Raw genomic sequence first — 21,925 nt, 5'->3', positions numbered from 1 at the left:
ACCGCGGCACGCACGCCGGCGATCAGCTCGTTGAACTTGGACAGGCGCTTGGAGCCCTTGCCGTCCAGTTCGCGCACGTGCAGGTGCAGCACGGTGGCCCCCGCGTTGTAGCAATCGACGGCCTTCTGGACCTGCTCTTCCATCGTCACCGGAATGTCTTCCGGGAAATCCGCGGGCATCCACTCGGGGCCGTAGGGGGCCACGGTGATGACCACCTTGTCCATGTTTTCGGGGTGCAGGGAATCGTCGAGGAATTGCATGCTTTTGCTCCTGATATGTTGTGAGCGGACCGCTCGGGAACCGCCTGCGTGGCGGCACCAAACGGTCGCTTTTTCGGTATCACGTTCGGTGTCGGAAGTATCGTGTAACGGTGCGCAGCGATTTGACGATCCGGGACGATCGATTTACATTTCGGGACAGTCAGGGAAAACGCGATGTCCTACTACCTTCGCAGTGCCAGCCTTACCAACTACGTGGAAGTCGCCCGCGCGGTGGGGCTCGATCCACACCAGCAATTGCGCGCGGCCAGGATCAGCCGCGACGTGCTGCTCGACCCCGATATCCGCATTCCGGCGGGGCTGGTGGGCCGCTTGCTCGATGCCTCGGCGCGGGCCTCGCAGGCCGACGACTTCGGCCTGCGCATGGCTGAATTGCGCCAGTTCTCCAATCTCGGGCCGCTGGCTTTCGTGGTGCGCGAACAGCCGACGCTGCGCCGGGCGCTGGAGTCCATGGTGCGCTACATGGGCCTACAGAACGAAGCACTTGCCATGCGTATTGAAGAGGGCGAGGGCCTGGTGATGATCCGCCTGCAGATCCTGAGCGAGGAGCCCGGCACGCTGCGCCAGGCCACTGACCTGGCGGTCGGGGTGATGTACCGCATGCTCAGCCTGTTCCTGGGGACTTCGTGGCGCCCGCGCAGCATTTGCTTCACGCATGCCGCGCCAGCCAGCCTTTCGACCGTCACGCGTGTGTTTGGCATGCCGGCCCTGTTCAACCAGGACTTTGACGGCATTGTCTGCGCGGCGTCGGACCTGGACGCGCCGCTGCCTTCCTACGACCCGGTAATGGCGGGGCAGGTGCAGCGCTACCTCGGCACCCTGCTCGCGCAGGCGAACTCCACCACGCCCGACAAGGTGCGCAAGCTGGTCTATGTGTTGCTGCCTACCGGCATGTGCTCGGTCGATCGCGTGGCGCAGCACCTTGGCGTGGATCGCCGCACGGTGCACCGGCGCCTGGAGCAGGAAGCCATCACCTATTCGGAAATCCTCAATCAAGTGCGCGCGGGCCTGGTGATCGGCTATATCGAAAACCCCGAGCGGCCGCTTTCGGAAGTGGCCACGCTGCTCGGGTTCTCGTCGCTGAGCGCATTCTCGCGCTGGTTCAGCGGGCAGTTCGGGTGCAGCGTGTCGAAGTGGCGGGCGCAGCAGGCGCATTAGGCGTACTAGGCATTATTGCGAATTTCAATTGCGCAGGCGCTGTGACAGAATGCGCCGTCATCATCCCTCCGGCATGCCACGCCGGCGCCCCGCGTGAACGGCCTGTCCGCTACCGTCCCGATCTCTGTCGTCAACGGCTTCCTGTCCGGCGCCGATCCCGTTGCGATCGCACGGCTCGCGGAGCGCTCGGGCTTTGCCAGCGAGCTGCTGGCCGAGCCGGCGGCGCGCGTCACGCAAGAACAGTTCTCTACGCTGTACCGCCTGCTGGCCAAAGAGGCCGACGATGAAATGCCGGGCATCTTCAGCCGGCCACTGCGCAATGGCACGCTCAAGTACCTGTGCCTGAGCTTGCTGGATGCGCCAAGGCTGGAGGTGGCGCTGCACCGCTTCGGCCAGTTCTTCCACCTGATCCTCGATGACTTCCGCATCGAGTCCCGGCGCGATGGTGCGTCAGGCTATGTGGAACTGGTGGACAGCCCGGCGGGTCCTGCCACCAGCGTGCTGGGGCGCGAGCTGATGCTGAAGCTCGTGCACGGCGTGGCGTCATGGCTGATCCGCCAGAAAATCCCGCTGCAGGCTGTGGAGTTCCAGTTTCCACGGTCGCCGCTGGCCGGCGACCATCTCTACCTGTTTCCAGGCCCGGTGCACTTCGGTTGCGCCCATACCCGCATCGGCTTCGATGCGGCTTACCTGGACATGCCGGTGCGCCAGCGCAAGCCCGACCTGGAGAAGTTCCTGTCGCGCGCGCCCGAGGACTGGATCTTCGTTTCCTTCGCCGAGCAGATGACCTCCCACCGGGTCAGGCAATACCTGGCCGACGGCCTTCCGGTGTCGCCCACCATCGAGGCGGTGGCCCATGCGTTGCACTGCTCGGTGCGCACGCTGTGCCGTCGCCTGTCGGCGGAGGGCACCGCCTTCCAGGCGATCAAGGACGACGTGCGGCGCGATATCGCCATTCAGCGCCTGACGCGCTCCGACGATCCCATCGCCGCGATTGCCTTCGACGTGGGCTTCGACAACCCCACCGCCTTCCATCGCGCTTTCCGCCACTGGACCGGCAGCACGCCCAACGCCTACCGCCGCGCGCCGTAAGCCCACCGAGTCGGCTCGCAAAGCTGGCCGCCGGCTGACAAATCCTGCCACGCCACAAGCCGCTTGCGACGCACCAGGCGCGCGCATGGCTGCCGAAGCGAAAAGCGGCAGGATTTGTCAGTGAATGGGCAAGTTTGGATAACCGCCTTTGTGCACGCCGCCGCTACGATCGGGCACATAACGTTGCAGTGCCACCGGTAAGCGAATCGGATGCTGGCGCTGTGAACACCGCACAGAGGCCAAAGATGAGCTATACCGCACCTACCAAAGACATCCTGTTCGTCATCCGTGAGCTGGCCGGACTGACAAAGATTGCCAGCCTGCCTGGCTATGAAGACGCCACCCCGGACACCGTCGAAGCGGTCATCGGCGAGGCAGCAAAGTTCCACGGCGAGGTCATCGCCCCCCTCAACGTTGCCGGCGACAAGCAACCCAGCAGCTGGCACGACGGCGAAGTCAGAACGACCGCGGGCTTCAGGGAGGCATTCCGCCAGTTCGGCGAGGGCGGCTGGCAGGGCATCGTGCATCCGGCCGGGTTCGGCGGGCAGGGACTGCCCAAGCTGGTTGGCGCGCCATGCATGGAAATGATGAACGCGGCGAACCTGTCCTTCGCCCTGTGCGCGATGCTGACCGACGGCGCGATCGAAGCGCTGCTCACCGCAGGCTCCGACGAGCTGAAGCAGCGCTTCCTGCCGCCCCTGATCGCCGGCGAGTGGACCGGCACCATGAACCTGACCGAGCCGCAGGCCGGTTCCGACCTGGCGCTGCTGCGCACCCGCGCCGAGCCGCAGGCGGATGGCAGCTACAAGGTCTTCGGCACTAAGATCTTCATCACCTACGGCGAGCATGACATGGCGGACAACATCGTCCACCTGGTGCTGGCGCGCACGCCGGGCGCGCCCGAGGGCGTGAAGGGCATCTCGCTGTTCGTGGTGCCGAAGTTCCTCGTCAACGACGATGGCTCGCTGGGCGCGCGCAACGACGTGCAGTGCGTGTCGATCGAGCACAAGCTCGGCATCAAGGCCAGCCCTACCGCCGTGCTGCAGTTTGGCGACCATGGCGGCGCCATCGGCTACCTGGTCGGCGAGGAGAACCGCGGCCTGGAGTACATGTTCGTGATGATGAACGCCGCGCGCTTCGGCGTGGGCGTGCAGGGAATTGCCATCTCCGACCGCGCCTACCAGCAGGCCGTGGCCTACGCGAAGGACCGCGTGCAGAGCCGCCCGGTGGATGGCTCGGCCCGCGAAGCGGTGACGATTATCCATCATCCAGACGTGCGCCGCATGCTGACCGAAATGCGCGCGCTCACCGAAGGCGCGCGTGCGCTGGCGCTGGTCGCCGCCGGCTACTCGGACCTCGCACACCATGCGCCGGACGCTGACACGCGCGCACAGTTCAAGGCGGCCTATGAATTCCTTGTGCCGGTCATCAAGGGCTGGAGCACCGAGATGTCGCTGGACGTGACCAGCCTGGGCGTGCAGGTGCACGGCGGCATGGGCTTTATCGAGGAAACCGGTGCTGCCCAGCATTTCCGCGATGCGCGCATCCTGCCGATCTACGAAGGCACCACCGCCATCCAGGCCAACGACCTGGTCGGGCGCAAGACCGTCCGCGACGGCGGTCTGACCGCCAGGGCCTTCCTGGCAGAGATCGACGGGACCATCGATGCGCTCAGGGACTGCGCCGGCAACGATGCGGACGCCGCGTGCAGCGCCATGTTCCTGCAGCTTGGCTACGCGCGGATGGCGCTGGGCAGGGCCATCGACTTCGTGCTGGAGCACGCCGGCAAGGATCCCAACGCCGTGTTCGGCGCCAGCGTGGCGTACCTGAAGCTGGCCGGCATCGTGCTGACGGGCTGGCAAATGGCGCGCGCACTCATCGTCGCGACGCAAAAGCGCAGCGAGGACGAAGCGTTCTACGCCGCCAAGATCGCCACCGCCGAATTCTTTGCCAAGCACATCCTGCCGCGCGCTTCCGGGCTGGAGGCCGCCATCACCGGCGCAAAGGGCAGTGACGGCTTCCTGACCCTGGACGAAGCCCGCTTCTGAAGCGGACCCAGTCACCGCGGTGGACCGCGGCAGGGTAAAAGATCAATCAATGGAGGCCGTATGGCAATCGAAAACTATTGCATGGCAACGCTCGGCGCGTTCGTCGGCAAGGAACTCGGCGTGTCCGAGTGGACAGAAGTGGACCAGGCGCGCATCGATGCCTTTGCGCAATGCACGGGCGACCACCAGTGGATCCACGTGGACGTGGACCGCGCGAGCAGGGAAAGCCCGTTCGGCGGCACCATCGCGCACGGCTACCTGACGCTTTCGCTGCTGGCAGGCCAGCTCATCGACATGGGCGTGTTTCCGTCCGATGCCAGTGCCACCGTGAACTACGGGCTGGAAAAGATGCGCTTTCTGGCGCCGGTGAAGGCGGGCGCGCGCGTGCGCAACCGCGTCAGCTTGCTGGCCGCTGATAACAGGGGCGATGGCCGCGTGCTGCTCAGGACCGAAAACACGATGGAAATCGAAGGCGAGGCAAGGCCCGCGCTGGTGGCGGAAGCGCTGGCGCTGCTGGTGGCATGAAGCCCGGACAAGACAGAAGTAGCAAGGAAGCAGGCGGGATAAGCAAGATGACAAGGGCCACTAGTACCAGGACAAGACAGCGGGCCGGCAAGGGCCGGAGGGCGGCAACGCCTATCGAGACCATCGAGGTCATCGAGGCTATCGAGACCATCGAGGCCGTGGAGACCATCGAGACTGTCGAGGCCGTCGAGAGCGCGCCGGCCATCATGGCCGGCCCCAACCCCTTCGTGGGCCTGCGCGCCGAAGACCTGATCAGCACCGTGCAGCAGATTGGCGCGCAGTGCGTGCAGGAGCCCGTGCTGGTGCTGGAGCAGCAGACGCAGCTGGCGCATGACCTGATCGGCGTGCTGGATGGCTCGGCCCCGATGCCGTCGGCGCGCGACCGGCGCTTTGGCGATCCGGCCTGGCAGGAAAACCCGCTGTACCGCATGTCGCTGCAGGGCTACGAGGCCTGGCGCAATGCAGTGAGCGGCTTTGTCCGGCGCTCGGTGATGGACGAGCGCAGCAAGCATCGCGCGGAGTACTTCACCTCGCTGTTGGCCGATGCGCTGGCACCGACCAACACGCTGCTGGGTAACCCGGCGGCAATCAAGAAAACCGTGGAGTCTGGCGGCATGAACCTGATCAGCGGGCTGACCAACCTGGTCACCGATACCCTGACCAATCGCGGCATGCCCGCCCAGGTGGACAAGGATGCGTTCAGCGTTGGCAAGAACCTGGCCACGACGCCCGGCGTGGTGGTGTTCCGCAACGACGTGCTGGAGCTGATCCAGTACGCGCCATCCACCGCGAAGGTGCACGCCCGGCCCCAGCTCATCGTGCCGCCGCAGGTCAACAAGTTCTACGTATTCGACCTCGCGCAGGGCAAGAGCATGGTCGAGTACCTGCTGAGCAAGGAGCTGCAGGTATTCATGGTGAGCTGGCGCAACCCCACTGCGGCGCACCGCGACTGGGACATCGATACCTACGTCGGCGCGCTGATCGAAGCCATCCACGCCATCCGCGACATTACCGGCAGCCCCGACGTCAACCTGCACGGCGCCTGCTCCGGCGCGATGACGATGTCGGCGCTGATGGGCTACTGCGCGGCAAGTGGCGAGCAGCTGGTGCATGCGGCCACACTGATGGTGTCGGTGTTCGGGCTGGATGCACAGTCGCAGCTCGGGCTGTTCAGCACGCCGGAAGCCGTCACGGCCGCGCGTCAAGGCAGCCAGGCACGCGGCGTGCTCGACGGCGAGGAGCTGGGACGGGTCTTCGCGTGGCTGCGGCCCAATGACCTGGTGTGGAACTACTGGGTCAACAACTACCTGCTGGGCAATGCGCCGCCGGCCTTCGATGTCCTCTACTGGAACAACGACACCACGCGGCTCCCGGCCGGCCTGCATGGCCAGTTCCTGGACATGCTCACCCTGAACCAGCTGGCTACGCCGCGCGCACTGCGCGTGCTGGGCCACGCCATCGACCTGGCGGAAGTCCAGTGCGACAAGTACGTGCTGGCCGGCATGACCGACCACATCACCCCGTGGAAGGCGGTGTACCGCTCGGTGCGCGCCTTTGGCGGCCGCACGGAGTTCGTGCTCAGCTCCAGCGGGCATGTCCAGAGCCTGATCAACCCGCCCGGCAACCCGAAGGCGAAGTTCTTCCGGAACGACCAGCCCGCGGCCGATCCGGATACCTGGCTGAAAGGCGCCACCGCTACACAGGATTCCTGGTGGGAGCACTGGAGCCAATGGCTGAAAGAGCGTTCCGGGTCCAGGCGCAATGCACCGGCGGAGCCGGGCAGCCTGCAGTACACGCCATGCGGCGAAGCCCCTGGTGTCTACGTGACTGAAGCGTAGTCCACTGGCCCACGCGGCCATCGATTTTTGCAACAACCTCTCTGGAGAGATGAAGATGGAATCGACCAACACCGCGGGCGCCTCGGCCCCGCACAAGAAGCTGTTTGACTTTGTCAGGCAGAACCGACTGGACCCGGCCGCGATCCTCGAATCACGCCGCAAGGACATCGAGGCGCTGGCCAGTGTGAATATCGCGCTGCTGGCCGGCCTGCAGTCGCTGGTGCGCCAGCAGGGCGAGTACCTGTGCGACACCGCCGCCGACCTGCAGGCGCTCGCACGCGGCGGCAAGGATGCGGATGGCCAGTCGGCCAAGGTCTCGGAAGTGCTGCCGCGCTCGCTGCACAAGGCCGTGGCCGGCCTGCGCGGGCTGAGCGACACCGTGTACAAGACCCAGGCTGACAGCCTTGCCACGGTGGGCCGGCGCATTGCCGAGAACGTCGAGGAAGTGAAGGGCATCCTGCGACCCCGGCAGTAAGTACCAGGAGGCACGGCCGGCCCCCCGGCCGTGCCTTCGCGCCAAACGCCTCCAGGACAACTTGATGACAACAAGCGATGCCGGCATCATGGCCGGCCACATGCATGTCCAGACGGTAGATCTGGACGGGCAGCAACTCAGGGTCGGCATCCGGCCCGGCAGCGATGCGGGTCCGCCGCTGCTCATCTTCAACGGCATCGGCGCCAACCTCGAACTGCTCGAGCCCTTCGTCGATGCACTGGCGGGCGTGGAAGTCATCATCTTCGACGTCCCCGGTGCCGGCGGCTCTCCCGCGCCGCTGATGCCTTACCGCTTCTCCAACCTTTGCGTGCTGGCCGACAGGTTGCTGTCGCACCTTGGCTATGCGGGCCAGGTCGATACGCTCGGGGTTTCGTGGGGCGGGGCGCTGGCGCAGGAATTTGCGCGGCTCTATCCCCGGCGTTGCCGTCGCCTGGTGCTTGCGGCCACGTCGCCGGGCGTCATCATGGTGCCGGGCAGCCTGTCGGTGCTGTCGAAGATGATCGGCGTGCGTCGCTACACTGATCCGCAGTACCTTCGCCGTGTCGGAGCCGATCTCTATGGCGGCGCCTTTCGCGACGACCCTTCACTACTCGACGAGCATGGCCGCCACATGCAGCCCCCGCGCGGGCGTGGCTACCTCTATCAGCTGCTGGCTGCCTGGGGCTGGAGCAGCCTGCCCTGGCTGGGCGCGCTCACGCAGCCCACGCTGGTCATGCACGGGGTGGATGACCCCATCGTGCCGTTGATCAATGCGAGGATCCTTGCGGCCCGGATTCCCCAATCGGAATTGCATGTGCTTGAGGACGGGCATCTGTTTCTGGTGACTGGTCCGGAGAAGGCAGCGTGTGTTATCGGGGGCTTCCTGAGGCGACAGTTGCCCTGAGCGGGGGGCAGTTCTTTGGGGGCTGCTGATTTGCATCGGCGGTTGGTGGCTGCGGCTTGCCTCTGCTATTGCTCGACGGCCCCGTTTCGCCCTGCCGGGCGAGTCACTTTTGTCCGAGCCCTCCATTTTTCGGGCGCGACCGAAAGTAGGTCGCCGGCTACGCCGGCGAAACAGCAGAGCATCCAAGAACCCAGACCCGCAATCCAGCGAAGAACCAAAAAAAAATCGGCCACTCCGGAGACAAGCTCCAGGGCAGCCGAGAACGAGCAAGGCTCGGTGTCGATGCAGTGACCAGGGTTCCTTGTCAGAACTTGTGGCGAATACCCACTGCCGCGCCGAACATGTTGCTCTGGCCGTTGGCCAGCGTGTAGCTATTACCCAGCGACAAGCTGTTGGCAAATGTTGTCGCCAGCGATTCCATCATCAGGCCCGCGTTCTTGGCGTACGCGGTGGTCAGGTAGACGTCGGTACGCTTGGAGAAGGAATAGTTCGCCACGAAGGCAATCTGCCAGGGGTTGGCAACGTGCGTGTCGCCGAACAGGTTCTTGACGTTGTCGTAGTTGTACTCCAGCGTCAGGCCAACGGCCGGCGTGACCTGGTAGTTGGCACCGATCCAGTAGAAGTCGTCACGCTGGATCAGCACGTCGGCCGCGTTCTTGTTCTGGCCCCAGCGGTAGCCGCCCATGATCTTGGCCGGGCCGTAGGTGTAGCTGGCTCCGATCACAGCCTTCTTGACGGTGCCGCTGCTGGTGCCGATGGTGGGATTCCACTGGTCATAACCAATGGTCGCGCCGAACGGGCCTGCAGCGTAGGCCACGGCAGCGCCGTAGGCCGTGTCGCGTCGGAACTGGCCCGGGTTTTCGCCGTTGCCGCCGATCGGCGTTGCCACGCCGACCGTGGCCGGCAAGGCCAGGCCAACCCCGAACGAATAGTGCGCCAGAGCCGTTACCGGGCCGAACTGACCCGTGTACTTGACGGTGTTGTCTTCACGGAAGTTCGCGCCGGACTGGAGCACCACCGGTTCATACTGCGTGGCATATGCCGTCGGCGAGAAGTTGGCCAGTGCCTCGAACATCGAGGTGTACTGACGGCCGAGGCTCACCTGGCCGATGCCATTCTTCTGCACGCCCACGAACGCCTGGCGTCCGAACAGGCGGCCGCTTTGCTGCGAGGTGCCGGTGTCGAGGTTGAAGCCGCTTTCCAGCACGAACAGTGCCTTCATGCCGCCACCGAGATCTTCCGTGCCACGGAGACCCCAGCGGGATCCGGAGAGCCCGCCGGAATTCATGCGGTAGACGTCGTTCGACGGGCCGCGGTTGAACTGGTTGGCGGCCGTTGGTACCGCACCGACGTGATTGGCGTATTCCACGTTGATGTCGGCCACGCCGTAGAGCGTGACGGTCGACTGGGCGAAGGCGCCCCCTGCACAGGCGAGCAACGCGGCTGCGGCCATGCTCTTGAGCTTCATTGGCAAATCTCCTCTGTCTTCTTTGGTGTGTGATGCGGACAATTCCGTCTGAATTGGTACTGCGAAGTACTGCTTTCTTGCCTCCCCCTCAGCGGCTCGCCGCCCGAAGCCCGTTCAGGCTTCAGCCGGTGCGAGCAGCGCTTCCAGCAGTTCGATGGCACGCGGCCAGGGGCCATAGCCGGCCGCGGGGTTGAGGTGGCCGACCTCGCCAAGATCGACGAGGCGGCTGCCCCAGTCGCTCGCCATCTGCGCCGCGCGCTCGTACTTCGCGAGCGGATCGTTGCGGCTGGCTGCGAGGATGCTGGGGAAGGGCAGGGGTGCCCTGGGAACCGGCAGCCAGCCGTGCTGGGCCAGCGAGGCCATGTCCGGATAGCCGGCAGGCATCGGGGTTTCGAGATCGGCAGGCGTGGCGAGCAGGGCGCCACGGATCTTCCTGTGGTGCTGCGCGGCCCAATGCACGGTGATCATCACACCGGCACTGTGCGCCACCAGCACCACCGGCCCTTCGATGTCTGCGAGGGCGGCGTCCAGGGCGGCGACGCGGGCGTCGCGGCTGAGCTTGTCGTGCTCCAGCGGTGCCACGGAGCGGGCGTTCGGCAGCTGGGCCTGGAGCAGGGTCTGCCAGTGTTCCGGCACATGGTCGCGCAGGCCGGGTACCAGCAGGAAGGTGGTGTCAGCGGGAAAGCTCATCACTATCTCGGTCAGTCAGTTAGTCAGTCAGAAGGTCAGGCGTTGCCCGTGCGTGCCTCACGCTGGCTTTCGATGCGAAGCAAATCGGCCGTGTAGTAGCGGCGTCCGACAATGAAGAAGCCGGCGGCAAGCACGCCAGCAAGCGGGATCACCTGGAGGGCGCCCAGCAGGCCAATGTGATCGGCGATCACGCCTGTGACGAAGGGGCCGGGCGCCAGGCCCAGCAGGTTGTTGGCCAGCGTGAGCGTGGCGAAGGCGGTGGCATGGATATGCGGGTGGGTCAGGTTGGCCACCACGGCGCTGGCCGGACCGGCCGTGCCACCGACAAACAGCATGCCGGCACCGATCAGCACCAGCTGCGCAGTGCCCGCGGGCAAGCGGAACGCCGTAAGCAGCAGTACGCAGCAGATCACGCTGTAGGTGACGGCCATCAGCCACTTGCGCTTGGGCGCGTGGCGGGCCACCCAATCGGTCAGTGCGCCGCAGAGGATCATGCCCGCGCCGCCAGCCAGCACGAAGGCGGCAGCGGTCACGCCTGCACGATCCGTGGCCATGCCGTAATAGCGCGACAGGTAACTGGGCATCCAGGTGATCAGGGCGCCCATGACAAGCAGCTGCAGCGCGCTGCCGACATACGCACAGAGGATCGAGCGCGCCGAGAAGAGCGCCGACAGGAGCGGGCGCAGGGACACGCTCTCGTGCCCGCTTGTACGCTCCGTTACCTCGCCCAGCGCACGGCGCTGAGCCTGCAGGCGCGGCTCGGTAATGGCGAGGCGATAGAACGCCACCAGCACAAGCCCGAAGATCGCCATGCCGGCAAAGGACCAGCGCCAGCCGAAGTGTGCCGACAAGGCCCCGCCGAGCCCCATGCCCAGCACGGAGCCGAACGCGCCGCCGGCGATAAATGCCGAGCTCAGGCTGGCGCGCAGGTGGCGCGGAAATACTGAAAGCACGACGGCGATGCCGACGCTGCCGTAGGCTGCCTCGCCGATGCCCACGCACAGCCGCGCGATAAACATCTCGCCAAAGTTGTTGGCCAGCGCGCAGCCCAGCGTCGCCAGGCTCCACAGCGCAGCCATCAGGATCAGGCTTCGGACCCGGCCCCAGCGGTCGGCCAGGATCGAGAGGGGAAAGGTCAGCACGCCCACCATCAGGGCCACGATGCCGCCGAGCGCGCCAAGCTCGGTGTCGCTCAGCGACCATTCCACCTTCAGTAGCGGGAAGACCGCGTTGAGCACCTGCCGGGACATGTAGTCCGACAGCAGCAGGCCGAAGCTCAGGGCAAAGACCAGCCAGGGGTAATAGCGAGACGGCTTCGCACCGGCTGCGCCGGCTGAAAGGTGGGGATGGGTGGTGGATTGCTGTCCGAGCATGAAGCCTCTCCTGGAAGACCTTGACTGCACTCCCGGTTGTGCTAGCCAGGGAGCCAACGCTTCCATTCAGGGTAGTACCTCCGTCCGGTCGCGACTGCCGAAGTATCTAGGATTGGCTGCCGCTGGTTTGACTAACGGGGACAACTTGTTTGCATTTTGGGACAGTCGGGGAAAACGAGAGGTGTGCTGCAGTGGCGAATTCGCAGAGCCGGCAGCGATTCGATTTCTGAGCTGAGGAGGAGAGCTGAGGAGGCCATTTGCGCCTTTGCGGCCGTCTGCGTGCCGATGGCTGCACAGCGCCACCTGGGAACGCCGCGACGGCCTACAGTGGTTCTTGAAATCCGCGCTGCGGTGAGCACGGTACAAGACAAGGAGATTCGTGATGGCTCAGCGATTCGACGCGATCATCATCGGCACCGGGCAATCCGGCCCCGCACTCGCCGCACGGCTGTCTGGCGCGGGCATGAAACTGGCCGTCATCGAGCGCGCACGTTTTGGCGGCACCTGCGTGAACACTGGCTGCATTCCCACCAAGACCCTCATTGCAAGCGCATACGCGGCCCGGGTGGCGCGGCGGGCCGCCGAATATGGTGTGACGATCGGCGGGCCGGTCGCGGTCGACATGAAGCAGGTGAAGGCGCGCAAGGACGAGATATCCGGCCGCTCCAGCAGCGGTGTGGAACAGTGGATGCGCAAGCTGGAGAACGGCACCGTCTACCAGGGGCACGCCCGCTTCGAGAGCGCGCACGGGGTGCGGGTCAACGGCGAACTGCTGGAGGCCGACCGGATTTTCGTGAACGTCGGCGGCAGGGCCCTGGTTCCGCCCATGCCGGGGCTGGATCAGGTACCGTACCTCACCAACTCGGGCATGATGGATGTGGATTTCCTGCCGGAGCACCTGATCGTGATCGGCGGCAGCTATATTGGTCTGGAATTTGGCCAGATGTACCGGCGCTTCGGGGCCAGGGTGACCATCGTCGAAAAAGGCCCGCGCCTGATCCAGCGCGAAGATGAGGATGTGTCGCACGCAGTGCGGGAGATCCTGGAGGGCGAGGGAATCGAGATCCGGCTCGATGCCAACTGCCTGAGCGCGCGCAGGGAAGGCGATCACATTGCCGTCGGGCTCGATTGCGCGAGCGGGTCGCCGGACGTCCATGGCTCCCACCTGCTGCTGGCGGTCGGGCGCGTGCCCAATACGGACGAACTGGGGCTGGACAAGGCAGGGGTCGAGACCGATGCTCGCGGCTATATCAAGGTGGACGAACAGTTGCGCACCAATGTCCTTGGCATCTGGGCGCTCGGCGACTGCAACGGCCGCGGCGCGTTCACGCATACGTCGTACAACGATTATGAGATCGTTGCGGCCAACCTCCTCGACAACGATCCCCGCAAGGTGTCGGACCGCATCCAGGCCTATGCCATGTTCATCGACCCGCCGCTCGGCCGCGCCGGCATGACAGAAACAGAAGCCCGGCAATCCGGGCGCAAGCTGCTGGTCGGCACCCGCCCGATGAGCCGCGTCGGGCGAGCCGTGGAGAAAGGCGAGAGCCTGGGCTTCATGAAGGTGGTGGTCGACGCGGACACGCGCATGATCCTGGGTGCCGCGCTCCTCGGCCTGAGCGGCGACGAGGTGATTCACTCACTGCTCGACATCATGTATGCCAAAGCTCCCTATACCACCATCAGCCGCGGGATGCATATCCATCCCACGGTGTCCGAGCTGGTGCCTACGCTGCTGCAGGAGTTGCGGCCACTGGCCTAGTGCCCTGTCCCGCTTAACGCCCGGCCTTGTCCTGCGAGACGTCCATGATCATCCGCGTCAGCAGGTACAGCCTCGGCGTGACCGAGTTCAGGTCGACATACTCGGCGTCATTGGAGTGGGCGCCGAACCCTCGCAGCCCGAAGCGCTCGATCACGGGCGCTTTGGTGGCCGCGGCCGCGAAGGCGGCATCGGTGCCTCCGCCTTCAGCGGTGTCATGCACCTGGAGCGTTTCGCCGATCTCTGCATAGATGCCTTGCGCATGCGCGGCCAGCTTGCGTGCCGCGTCGCTGACCTCGAGCGGCGGGCGGCGGCGCTCGAACTTGACTTCGACCCTGGTGTCCGGAATCAGCTGTTGCCGGACGCGTTCCTGCAGCGTTTTCTCGAGGTTGTCGTAATCAGCGGTGCGCAGCACGCGCACGTCGGCCTGCGCGGTCGCAGTGGCGGGGATCACGTTGCGATTGGTACCGGCGGAGGAGACCGTCCAGTTGACCTTGAGGCCGGTGGCCGGATTGGAGAGGTCGCGCATCTGCAGGACCTGGTGCGACAGTTCATAGAGCGCATTGCGGCCCTGCTCGGGGGAACTCCCCGCATGCGATGCCTTGCCGTGCACCGAGAGATAGATCGAGCCGATGCCGCTGGTGGCAAGCGACAGGCGGTCGCCGGTGACGCGGCTGGCTTCGCAGGAGAACACGGCATCCTGCTGCGCGCCCAGCTTGCTGAGCATGGCCCGCGCCCCGGGCGAGCTGATTTCCTCGTCGCCATTGATCAGCACCGTCAGCGTGCCGTAGTCCCTGAACTTCATCTTCTGCAGGATGGCGATGGTGTGCAGGATCACGGCCACGCCGTTCTTGTCGTCGGCGATGCCGAGCCCATAGGCGCGGTCACCTTCGATGCGGAACGGCTGCTGGGCCAGCATGCCGCGCAGGTACACGGTGTCCATGTGCGCGATCAGCATGATGTTGCGCTTGCCGCTGCCCTTGAACTGCGCCTGCACCATCTTGCCCACCTGTTTGGGCGTGTCGTCCATCCGGTAGACCTCGGCGGGCTCGATGATCCTGGCGTCCCCACCCAGCGCCGCCAGCCGGTCGCGGATCAGCGTGGCAATGCGGTCCAGCCCTTCGATGTCCTTGCTGCCGGACTCGATCGACACCAGATCCTTCAGGGTCGCGATGAGCGCGGGCTTTTCCTGCTGCGCGAGCTGGTGAACCGGCTCGACCGCGGCGGCGGAAGCGGTGCCGGCAAGCGTGGCGCAGGCGAGGAACAGGATGGTGGCGCGCAGAGTGGTACGGCAAGGCATGGATAGGTCTCCGGGGTTGTAGGTTGTGAAGCGGAAGGCGGGGGCGGACAGTCCCGACGGGACTGATACAGCACCCTGGCGAGGATAGCGCGTCGCCGGAGGACACACAACGGCCGGCGACGCTGTCATGGAAGGACCTCTGCGCGAAAATCCGCAAGGCTTGTCTCCGCCATCGGCATAGGCCAGCGCGGGCAGGAGCGCCGGCATCCGAAAGGCCGCCCTGGCGCGCCGGGCGAAACGCGCGGTGGGTCGGTCGAAGCGGCGATTGCCGACCCGGATATGGGGGGCGATACTAGCGAGCAGTTGGAGTCCCTGTGCCACGCCAATAGGGGAAGCAATGGGCAAGAAGGCGAATGCACCAGGCACCGGGCCAGCGCAAGCCGAAGCGCCGGGCGCGGCGCTGCCGGGCCAGGTGGTGCTGGTACTGCAAGGTGGCGGCGCGCTGGGCGCCTACCAGGTGGGCGTCTATCAGGCCCTGCATGAGGCGGGTCTCGAGCCGGAATGGGTGATCGGTACCTCGATCGGGGCGATCAACGGAGCCATCATTGCCGGCAATCCGCCAGCGCGGCGACTCTCCCGGCTCAAGCAGTTCTGGGATGGTGTTGCCTATCGTGGCGCTGCCGAGGGGAGCGGCATCTTTCGCCCGTTCGAGGACTGGATGCGCGTGCTGGCGGTCACGACCCGGGGCATTCCCTCGTTCTTCACCCCAAGTCCCGACGCCTGGTGGATGGGCGTACGCGCGACTGTCGGCCTCGCCAGGGCGGCGTTCTATTCCACTTCGCCGCTGCGCGCGACCCTGGCCAGACTGGTCGACTTTGACTACCTGAACACCAGGCAGACACGGCTGACAGTTGGCACGGTCAGTGTCCGCAGCGGCCGCATGCGCTACTTCACCAACCGCGACGCGCCGCTGAACGTCGATCACGTGATGGCGTCGGCGGCATTCCCACCCGGCTTTCCCTCCGTGCAGGTCGAGGGCGAGCCATACTGGGACGGCGGCATCTACTCGAACACCCCGCTCGAGGCTGTCCTCGATGACCGCCCGCGCCGCAGCTCGCTGATCTTCGCCGTGCAGCTTTGGCCCGCCGGCGGCCCGGAGCCCGACTCCATCTGGCAGGTGATGAGCCGGTTGCGGGACATCCAGTATTCAAGCCGGGCGGAAAGCCACCTCGAGCGGCAGCGGCAGATCCATCGCCTGCGGCATGTGATCCGCGAGCTGGCCAAGCACATTCCGGCAAGCGAACGCGAACAGGCTGTCGTGCAGGAACTGCTCGGCTGGGGGTGCGGGACGACCATGCACGTGGTCGAACTCGATGCGCCGCAACTCGACGGTAACGACATGCACCGCGATATCGACTTCTCCAACAGCGGGATCGAGCGCCGCTGGATGGCCGGCTACGAGGATACACGACGCGCACTGGAGCGCGCCCCCTGGCGCGAGCCACTGGATCCGATCGAGGGAATTGCCGTGCATCGGATCAGCGCGGAGATGCCGGATGCATCGCATGGGCCAGCCCACTCGGGGGCCGCGAAATAGACAGTGACGGGGCAAGCGCCGCTTGCAGGCTTGAAGCGAGTGCGCCGGGTCATGACACGCTTTCCCGCCAGGGTTCGGACGTCTCCTATCATGGATTCATGCCTCGCGTCTGAACGAGCGGGCAGATGGGGCCCGGCGCGCACCGGCCGATTCATGTTGACGGCATCCCTGACGATGCTCTTTCGGCCGCCTGCGCCGTGGCGGTTCCTCCATTGGCGGACCTGGCGACTGGCGGTGAAGCCGCGGGTCGCCGGATGCATGGTGGGAGAATTTCATGGACGTCAATCAGAAGCAAACTGTCATCGCCCTGAACCAGCTGATCGAGGTCGACAAGGACAGCGAACTGGCCTGCATGACTGGCGCCAGCGAAGTGCGCAATGCGGAACTGCGCGACATCCTGGCCAGCACCGCGGAGTCCTGTCGGGCCTCGGTGAAGGAATTGCAGTCGCTGGTCAGTGCCATGGGCGGCGAACCATCGGACCGGGGCAGCATGAATGGGATGCTGTTCCGCGGCTGGATGGCATTCCGCCACATGCTGTCGCCGAGCAATGACGACGCAGTGCTGGGCATGTGCGAGCATGAGGAAGAGGCCGCCAGACGGGAGTATCAGTCCGTCATGATGAAGTCTCTGCCGCCGGAGGCCAACGCAGCGCTTCAGCGCCAGTATGGGACGTTGATGCTGCACCATGACCGACTCCATGCCATGCGCGGCATGCAGATCCACTGAGGGTCCGCCGCTCGTGCCAGTCCGCCTGGCGCGAGCGGCCACGATCACTCAGAGAGCAAGACGGCCAGCGGTCATCGTCGGCCAATCGGCTGCGGGCGGGAACACGCACCAGCGGCCGTCATCGTGCCGGAAGAAGAACAGCGCACGCAGGCCAACCTGCTGCGCTGTCTCGACGCATACATAGCGTCGCCCGCCCGATGGAGTCCGGCTGAATTCAACGACATGGACCGACGTCGTGGGCCCGGGCGCGAGCCATTTTTCTACCTGCGACCGCAAGGACTGCTCATTTGTGCTTTTCATGACCCCCTCCCTCACGCTGGTTCCGCCATGCCGCAGCGCCCGGCTCAACATCTGAGAATTGCCTCGTAAGGCCCGCCGTCTTTGCGGCGTTACTGCTAGGTGTTTGGTGATGCACCTGAATGCCACGCAAATCCTGAGAAAGCACTTTAACTTTAGGCCACAACCCGGCGCTCCTGCATGGCATTTGGTGAAATAGCAACAGCAGCCAGGCGGGACCTGCAGGGCGACCTCGGAATCGCGTGTCGTAGCAATCCAATAACGGCAGGGATCCGCGCAAGGTTGACCCTGCGATCCCCCAAATTTCGGAGAACTCACCATGGAACATAGATACAAGGGCCGGGAGATCTCGATCCAGACCAGGAAGAACGCGAGCGGCCAGTGGGAGTGGTCGTATGGCATCCGTGGTCACGGGCAGCGGCATGACACGGCAGATCCCGCTCCCTCGGAAGCGGTCGCGATCGACAAGGCCTATGCGGCAGCGAAACGGGAGATTGACCAGGCCACTTCAGGCGACGCGAACGACTAGTACCTTCCGATCGTTGGCCCGGCGCCGACACGAAGGGGCTAGTACCCGGCGCTGCTTTGCCCGGCCGGCGCTGCACCGGGCGTACCAAAGCGCCCGGCAGCTCCCGCATGCTCCGACGCGACCGACCCGATGATGGCGACGGCATTGCGAATGTCAGACTCGGCGATGTTCAGGTACGGGATGGCGCGAACGCCGTCGGCTCCGGAGGGAAGGACGTAGAGGCCGCGCTCATAGAGCCGGTCGACAAACTCCGTTGCCGGCATCGACGTCACCGAGAATCGGACAATATTTGTCTCTACCGTGGCAACATCCAGCGCGATGCCTGGAAGCGCAGAGATACCTTCAGCGAGCAGCTTCGCGTGATAGTGGTCTTCGGCCAGTCGTCCGCGATTGTTATGCAGCGCATACAGGGCGCCCGCCGCAATGATGCCGGCCTGACGAAAGCCTCCGCCGAACTGCTGCTTGAACCGTCGGGCCCGGGTAATGAAGTCCCGCGACCCGGCGAGTACCGAGCCAACCGGGGCACCCATGGCTTTCGAAAAGCAAATGCTGACGGTATCGAACAGCGTGGCATATTCGCTCTCGGGAATCCCCGTGGCTACCGAAGCATGCCAGAGGCGAGCGCCGTCCAGATGCAGCGCGAGGCCCCGCTGACGCGCGGTCTGGCACACCGCCTTCAGTCGTTCCATCGGCCAGACCTTCCCGCCACCGAGGTTGTGCGTGTTCTCGATGCACAGCAGTTTCGCCGGTGCGGCGACGGTGCTGGGAAAGAAGCGGTGCGGCACCCCCAGCGCGGCTTGCAAATCATCCGGCGAAAAGACGCCGCGGACACCGGGAAGGAGCCGTGGCAGCACACCAGAGAATGCTGCAGGAGCACCGCCTTCGAGGATATAGACGTGCGCGTTCTGATCAAAGAGAACCGCGTCCCCATGCTCGGTGTGTGCACGAATCGCAACCTGGTTGGTCATCGTGCCGGTGACCATATAAATCGCGTCTTCCTTGCCAAGGAACTCGGCAACTTCACGCTCCAGGCGTTTGACGGTCGGATCGTCACCGTAGACGTCGTCGCCCACGGGGGCGTTCGCCATGGCATGACGCATGGCTTCGGTCGGCTGGCTGCAGGTGTCGCTGCGCAAATCAATCATGGTGGATCTCCCTTTGGCATGAGGTGGATGCATCCAATTCTGCGACGCAGCGCCAGGAGCGATTTGAAGGATCTTGCGGATTACGCGCGGACGACCTTGCTGGGAGGTACGCCATGGAACCGCCGGAATTCCCTGCTCAGGTGTGCCTGGTCGCTGTAGCTCGTGGCTTCCGGCAGCCGGGTGCGGGTCTCACGACGTAATTCCATCATGAGCGGAGCCCGGCTACAGGAGGGTTATACATCCAATTCTGAGCCCCGGCCCGGGAAGCGATTTGAAGGATATTGCGCATTTTGCGCGGGCGATCCTGACTGTACTCCCCGCCGAGGCGGCCGTTTGTACGTACCCGGATGCACCCGGGAGCCCTAATCTGGTGTCACCGCAACGATCCGGACCATGCCCGAAGGCCAGGCCGGACGCCGCTCCAGCCGCTACAGGACACCACGCCAATGAGCTCCCCAACCCCTGAAAAAGGCCACATCGCCCCCTATACCCACCCCGCCGCCGGCTGGGGTGCGTTGAAGTACGTTGCCATCAACCTGATCAAGGAGAAGGTTGCCGGTGGCAAGTACAAGATGCTGTTCAAGCAGAACCAGGCCGATGGCTTCGACTGCCCCGGCTGTGCGTGGCCGGACCGGCAGCATGCTTCCACCTTCGAGTTCTGCGAGAACGGCGTCAAGGCCGTGGCCGCCGAGGCTACCAGCATGCGCGTCACGCCGGAATTCTTCGCGCAGCACACGGTCATGTCGCTGATGGCGCAAACGGATTTCGAGCTGGAGCAGCACGGCCGGCTGACGCATCCCATGGTCTATGACCCGCAGACCGACAAGTACCGTGCGATCGCCTGGGACGAGGCCTTTGCGATGATCGGGCGCCACCTGAATGCGCTGCCGGATCCGAACCAGGCCGCATTCTATACGTCGGGCCGTGCCAGCAACGAGGCCGCGTTCCTCTATCAGCTGTTTGTGCGCGCCTATGGCACCAACAACTTCCCCGACTGCTCGAACATGTGCCACGAGGCCACCAGCCGCGGCTTGCCGCTGACCATCGGCGTGGGCAAGGCGACCGTGGTGCTGGATGACTTCGAGCATGCCGACACCATTCTGCTGTTTGGCCACAACGCGGCGACCAACCATCCGCGCATGCTGGGCGAACTGCGCGAGTGCGCGCGGCGCGGTGCCACTATCGTTTCGATCAATCCGCTGCGCGAACGCGGGGTGGAGCGCTTTACCAGCCCGCAGCACCCGGTGGAGATGATGACCGGCTCCAGCACGAAGATCGCCTCGATGTTCGTGCAACCGAAGCTTGGCGGCGACTTTGCCCTGATCAAGGGCATGGCCAAGCGCCTGGTCGAACTCGACGACGAAGCCGTGAAGCACGGCCGCGAGCGCCTGATCGACGTGGACTTCGTGCGCGAGCACACCATCGGCTTTGGCGACTTCGTCCAGGACCTGCACGCGCAAAGCTGGGCCGACATCATCACGGAGTCGGGCGTATCGCTGGAGGATATCGACGCGCTCACCCAAGTCTACGCGCGGGGCAAGCGCGTGATCGCATGCTGGGGCATGGGCCTGACGCAACACAAGCATTCCGTGCCGACGGTGCAGATCCTGTCTAACCTGATGATGATGCGCGGCAATATCGGCCGCGAAGGTGCCGGACTGCTGCCGGTGCGCGGGCATTCGAACGTACAGGGCGACCGCACGGTGGGTATCGAGGAAAAGCCGGAAGCTGCCTTCCTGGACCGCCTGGGCACCGCCTTCGGCTTCGAGCCGCCGCGCGAGCACGGGTATGACGTGGTCGAAACCATCGGCGCGATGCTCGAGGGCAAGGTCAAGGTCTTCGTGGGCCTGGGCGGCAACTTCTCCACCGCCACGCCCGACACGCCGCGCACCCACGAGGCGCTGCGCCAGTGCGCGCTGACCGTGAACATCGCCACCAAGCTCAACCGCAGCCATCTGGTGCACGGCAAGGAATCGCTGATCCTGCCCACGCTGGGCCGCACCGAGATCGACCTGCAGGAGGGCGTGCCGCAAGGCGTGACCGTCGAGGATTCGGTCTGCATGGTCCATATTTCCTTCGGCATGAACGCGCCGGCATCGCCGCACCTGCTGTCGGAGACGGCCATCGTTGCGCGCATGGCGGCCGCCACGCTCGGCTCGGAGAAGATCGACTGGCTGTGGTACGCGCAGGACTATGCCCGCATCCGCGACGCCATCGAGCAGGTCATCGACGGCTTCGAGAACTACAACGAGCGCGTCGCCGTGCCGGGCGGCTTCCATCTGACGCCTGCGGCGTGCAACCGCGTGTGGCACACACCGTCGGGCAAGTCGCAGTTCCTGGTCCACCAGATCGACAAGGACACGCCCATCCACCGTGCGCGCAAGCAGTATGGCGACAAGCTGATGGTGATGATGACCACGCGCTCGCACGACCAGTACAACACCACGATCTATGGCCTGGACGACCGCTACCGCGGCGTGTTCGGCCTGCGCCGGGTGGTCTTCATCAGCGCCGCCGACCTGGCGCGGCTTGGACTGAAGGCGGGGCAGCACGTGGACATCACCAGCGTCTGGGATGACGGCGTGCAACGCCATGTCGAGGACTTCGTGCTGGTCGAGTACGACATTCCGCAAGGCTGCGTCGGCGCCTACTACCCCGAGACCAATCCGCTGGTGCCACTGGAAAGCACCGGCGATGGCTGCGGCACGCCCACTTCGAAGTCGGTGCCGGTGCTGCTGACCCCGTCCCGCCGCCAGCCCGCGGCGACAGCGTAACCGCACCG

The 21,925-nt window shown here is 65.1% G+C and carries 19 protein-coding genes; 12 read left to right on the top strand and 7 right to left on the bottom strand.

Going from position 1 to position 21,925, the window contains the following annotated elements:
* On the bottom strand, positions 1 to 260 hold a 260-nt coding region (locus RM96_RS32675), incomplete at its 3' end, for a 3-keto-5-aminohexanoate cleavage protein (protein WP_039013803.1).
* A gap of 174 nt (positions 261 to 434) precedes the next feature.
* Between RM96_RS32675 and RM96_RS32670 the strand changes: the two genes are divergently transcribed.
* From RM96_RS32670 to phaZ, 7 genes are all read left to right on the top strand, one after another.
* A complete protein-coding gene (locus tag RM96_RS32670; RefSeq protein ID WP_039015884.1) occupies positions 435 to 1,436 on the top strand; it encodes an AraC family transcriptional regulator in 1,002 nt (333 codons plus the stop codon).
* A gap of 93 nt (positions 1,437 to 1,529) precedes the next feature.
* Positions 1,530 to 2,528, top strand: coding sequence for an AraC family transcriptional regulator (locus RM96_RS32665; protein WP_152624260.1), 999 nt, complete (start codon positions 1,530 to 1,532; stop codon positions 2,526 to 2,528).
* Positions 2,529 to 2,773: 245 nt separating this feature from the next.
* Entirely contained in the window at positions 2,774 to 4,576 is a 1,803-nt protein-coding gene (locus tag RM96_RS32660) for an acyl-CoA dehydrogenase (protein WP_039015883.1), read from the top strand.
* A 60-nt stretch (positions 4,577 to 4,636) separates the two neighbouring features.
* On the top strand, positions 4,637 to 5,101 hold the full coding sequence (locus RM96_RS32655) for a MaoC family dehydratase (RefSeq protein WP_039015882.1): 465 nt from the start codon (positions 4,637 to 4,639) through the stop codon (positions 5,099 to 5,101).
* A gap of 206 nt (positions 5,102 to 5,307) precedes the next feature.
* Positions 5,308 to 6,939, top strand: a complete 1,632-nt coding sequence (locus tag RM96_RS32650) for an alpha/beta fold hydrolase (protein WP_193752569.1) — start codon at positions 5,308 to 5,310, stop codon at positions 6,937 to 6,939.
* Positions 6,940 to 6,994: 55 nt separating this feature from the next.
* Positions 6,995 to 7,414 carry a phasin family protein gene (locus RM96_RS32645; protein ID WP_039015895.1) on the top strand — a complete coding sequence of 140 codons (420 nt, stop codon included), beginning with the start codon at positions 6,995 to 6,997 and terminating at the stop codon, positions 7,412 to 7,414.
* Positions 7,415 to 7,478: 64 nt separating this feature from the next.
* Positions 7,479 to 8,318 carry a poly(3-hydroxyalkanoate) depolymerase gene (gene phaZ / locus RM96_RS32640; protein ID WP_052279881.1) on the top strand — a complete coding sequence of 280 codons (840 nt, stop codon included), beginning with the start codon at positions 7,479 to 7,481 and terminating at the stop codon, positions 8,316 to 8,318.
* A gap of 304 nt (positions 8,319 to 8,622) precedes the next feature.
* Here phaZ and RM96_RS32635 read toward each other — a convergent pair whose 3' ends face one another.
* From RM96_RS32635 to RM96_RS32625, 3 genes are all read right to left on the bottom strand, one after another.
* A complete protein-coding gene (locus RM96_RS32635) occupies positions 8,623 to 9,786 on the bottom strand; it encodes a porin (RefSeq protein ID WP_039015881.1) in 1,164 nt (387 codons plus the stop codon).
* A gap of 114 nt (positions 9,787 to 9,900) precedes the next feature.
* Complete coding sequence (locus RM96_RS32630; RefSeq protein WP_039015880.1) at positions 9,901 to 10,476, bottom strand: RBBP9/YdeN family alpha/beta hydrolase; 576 nt, start codon at positions 10,474 to 10,476, stop codon at positions 9,901 to 9,903.
* 35 nt (positions 10,477 to 10,511) lie between these two features.
* A complete protein-coding gene (locus RM96_RS32625) occupies positions 10,512 to 11,849 on the bottom strand; it encodes an MFS transporter (RefSeq protein ID WP_039015879.1) in 1,338 nt (445 codons plus the stop codon).
* Positions 11,850 to 12,231: 382 nt separating this feature from the next.
* On the opposite strand from RM96_RS32625, the gene RM96_RS32620 reads away from it, so the two are divergent.
* Entirely contained in the window at positions 12,232 to 13,611 is a 1,380-nt protein-coding gene (locus tag RM96_RS32620; protein WP_039015878.1) for an FAD-containing oxidoreductase, read from the top strand.
* Between the two features lie 13 nt (positions 13,612 to 13,624).
* Here the strand turns inward: RM96_RS32620 and RM96_RS32615 are convergent, their stop codons facing one another.
* Positions 13,625 to 14,908: a M20/M25/M40 family metallo-hydrolase gene (locus RM96_RS32615; protein ID WP_039015877.1), complete on the bottom strand. Its 1,284-nt coding sequence runs from the start codon at positions 14,906 to 14,908 to the stop codon at positions 13,625 to 13,627.
* Positions 14,909 to 15,245: 337 nt separating this feature from the next.
* Here RM96_RS32615 and RM96_RS32610 point away from each other — a divergent pair, with 337 nt between their 5' ends.
* Entirely contained in the window at positions 15,246 to 16,445 is a 1,200-nt protein-coding gene (locus tag RM96_RS32610; protein ID WP_052279880.1) for a patatin-like phospholipase family protein, read from the top strand.
* A gap of 274 nt (positions 16,446 to 16,719) precedes the next feature.
* The gene (locus tag RM96_RS32605; protein WP_039015876.1) at positions 16,720 to 17,172 is read left to right on the top strand and encodes a PA2169 family four-helix-bundle protein; all 453 of its coding nucleotides are present in this window, start codon (positions 16,720 to 16,722) and stop codon (positions 17,170 to 17,172) included.
* A 48-nt stretch (positions 17,173 to 17,220) separates the two neighbouring features.
* Here the strand turns inward: RM96_RS32605 and RM96_RS40435 are convergent, their stop codons facing one another.
* Positions 17,221 to 17,472 (bottom strand): hypothetical protein, encoded by a 252-nt coding sequence (locus tag RM96_RS40435; protein ID WP_039015892.1) that lies wholly within the window; start codon positions 17,470 to 17,472, stop codon positions 17,221 to 17,223.
* Between the two features lie 316 nt (positions 17,473 to 17,788).
* Here RM96_RS40435 and RM96_RS32595 point away from each other — a divergent pair, with 316 nt between their 5' ends.
* Positions 17,789 to 17,998 (top strand): hypothetical protein, encoded by a 210-nt coding sequence (locus RM96_RS32595; protein WP_039015875.1) that lies wholly within the window; start codon positions 17,789 to 17,791, stop codon positions 17,996 to 17,998.
* A 38-nt stretch (positions 17,999 to 18,036) separates the two neighbouring features.
* Here the strand turns inward: RM96_RS32595 and RM96_RS32590 are convergent, their stop codons facing one another.
* Positions 18,037 to 19,143, bottom strand: a complete 1,107-nt coding sequence (locus tag RM96_RS32590) for a threonine aldolase family protein (RefSeq protein WP_082016822.1) — start codon at positions 19,141 to 19,143, stop codon at positions 18,037 to 18,039.
* A 446-nt stretch (positions 19,144 to 19,589) separates the two neighbouring features.
* On the opposite strand from RM96_RS32590, the gene RM96_RS32585 reads away from it, so the two are divergent.
* Entirely contained in the window at positions 19,590 to 21,917 is a 2,328-nt protein-coding gene (locus RM96_RS32585; RefSeq protein WP_039015874.1) for an FdhF/YdeP family oxidoreductase, read from the top strand.
* Positions 21,918 to 21,925 lie beyond the last annotated feature (8 nt).

The organism is Cupriavidus sp. IDO (genome assembly GCF_000812465.1).
GTDB lineage: Bacteria > Pseudomonadota > Gammaproteobacteria > Burkholderiales > Burkholderiaceae > Cupriavidus.
The sequence above is the reverse complement of the archived record's forward strand: the minus strand, read 5'-3'. Positions and strand labels throughout refer to the sequence as shown.

Coding starts and splice junctions, on each gene's coding strand:
- RM96_RS40435 (WP_039015892.1), bottom strand. CDS start 17,472: ATGAAAAGCACAAATGAGCAGTCCTTGCGGTCGCAGGTAGAAAAATGG.
- RM96_RS32615 (WP_039015877.1), bottom strand. CDS start 14,908: ATGCCTTGCCGTACCACTCTGCGCGCCACCATCCTGTTCCTCGCCTGC.
- RM96_RS32655 (WP_039015882.1), top strand. CDS start 4,637: ATGGCAATCGAAAACTATTGCATGGCAACGCTCGGCGCGTTCGTCGGC.
- RM96_RS32650 (WP_193752569.1), top strand. CDS start 5,308: ATGGCCGGCCCCAACCCCTTCGTGGGCCTGCGCGCCGAAGACCTGATC.
- RM96_RS32660 (WP_039015883.1), top strand. CDS start 2,774: ATGAGCTATACCGCACCTACCAAAGACATCCTGTTCGTCATCCGTGAG.
- RM96_RS32605 (WP_039015876.1), top strand. CDS start 16,720: ATGGACGTCAATCAGAAGCAAACTGTCATCGCCCTGAACCAGCTGATC.
- RM96_RS32630 (WP_039015880.1), bottom strand. CDS start 10,476: ATGAGCTTTCCCGCTGACACCACCTTCCTGCTGGTACCCGGCCTGCGC.
- RM96_RS32585 (WP_039015874.1), top strand. CDS start 19,590: ATGAGCTCCCCAACCCCTGAAAAAGGCCACATCGCCCCCTATACCCAC.
- RM96_RS32610 (WP_052279880.1), top strand. CDS start 15,246: ATGGGCAAGAAGGCGAATGCACCAGGCACCGGGCCAGCGCAAGCCGAA.
- RM96_RS32670 (WP_039015884.1), top strand. CDS start 435: ATGTCCTACTACCTTCGCAGTGCCAGCCTTACCAACTACGTGGAAGTC.
- RM96_RS32625 (WP_039015879.1), bottom strand. CDS start 11,849: ATGCTCGGACAGCAATCCACCACCCATCCCCACCTTTCAGCCGGCGCA.
- RM96_RS32595 (WP_039015875.1), top strand. CDS start 17,789: ATGGAACATAGATACAAGGGCCGGGAGATCTCGATCCAGACCAGGAAG.
- RM96_RS32645 (WP_039015895.1), top strand. CDS start 6,995: ATGGAATCGACCAACACCGCGGGCGCCTCGGCCCCGCACAAGAAGCTG.
- RM96_RS32620 (WP_039015878.1), top strand. CDS start 12,232: ATGGCTCAGCGATTCGACGCGATCATCATCGGCACCGGGCAATCCGGC.
- RM96_RS32635 (WP_039015881.1), bottom strand. CDS start 9,786: ATGAAGCTCAAGAGCATGGCCGCAGCCGCGTTGCTCGCCTGTGCAGGG.
- RM96_RS32590 (WP_082016822.1), bottom strand. CDS start 19,143: ATGATTGATTTGCGCAGCGACACCTGCAGCCAGCCGACCGAAGCCATG.
- phaZ (WP_052279881.1), top strand. CDS start 7,479: ATGACAACAAGCGATGCCGGCATCATGGCCGGCCACATGCATGTCCAG.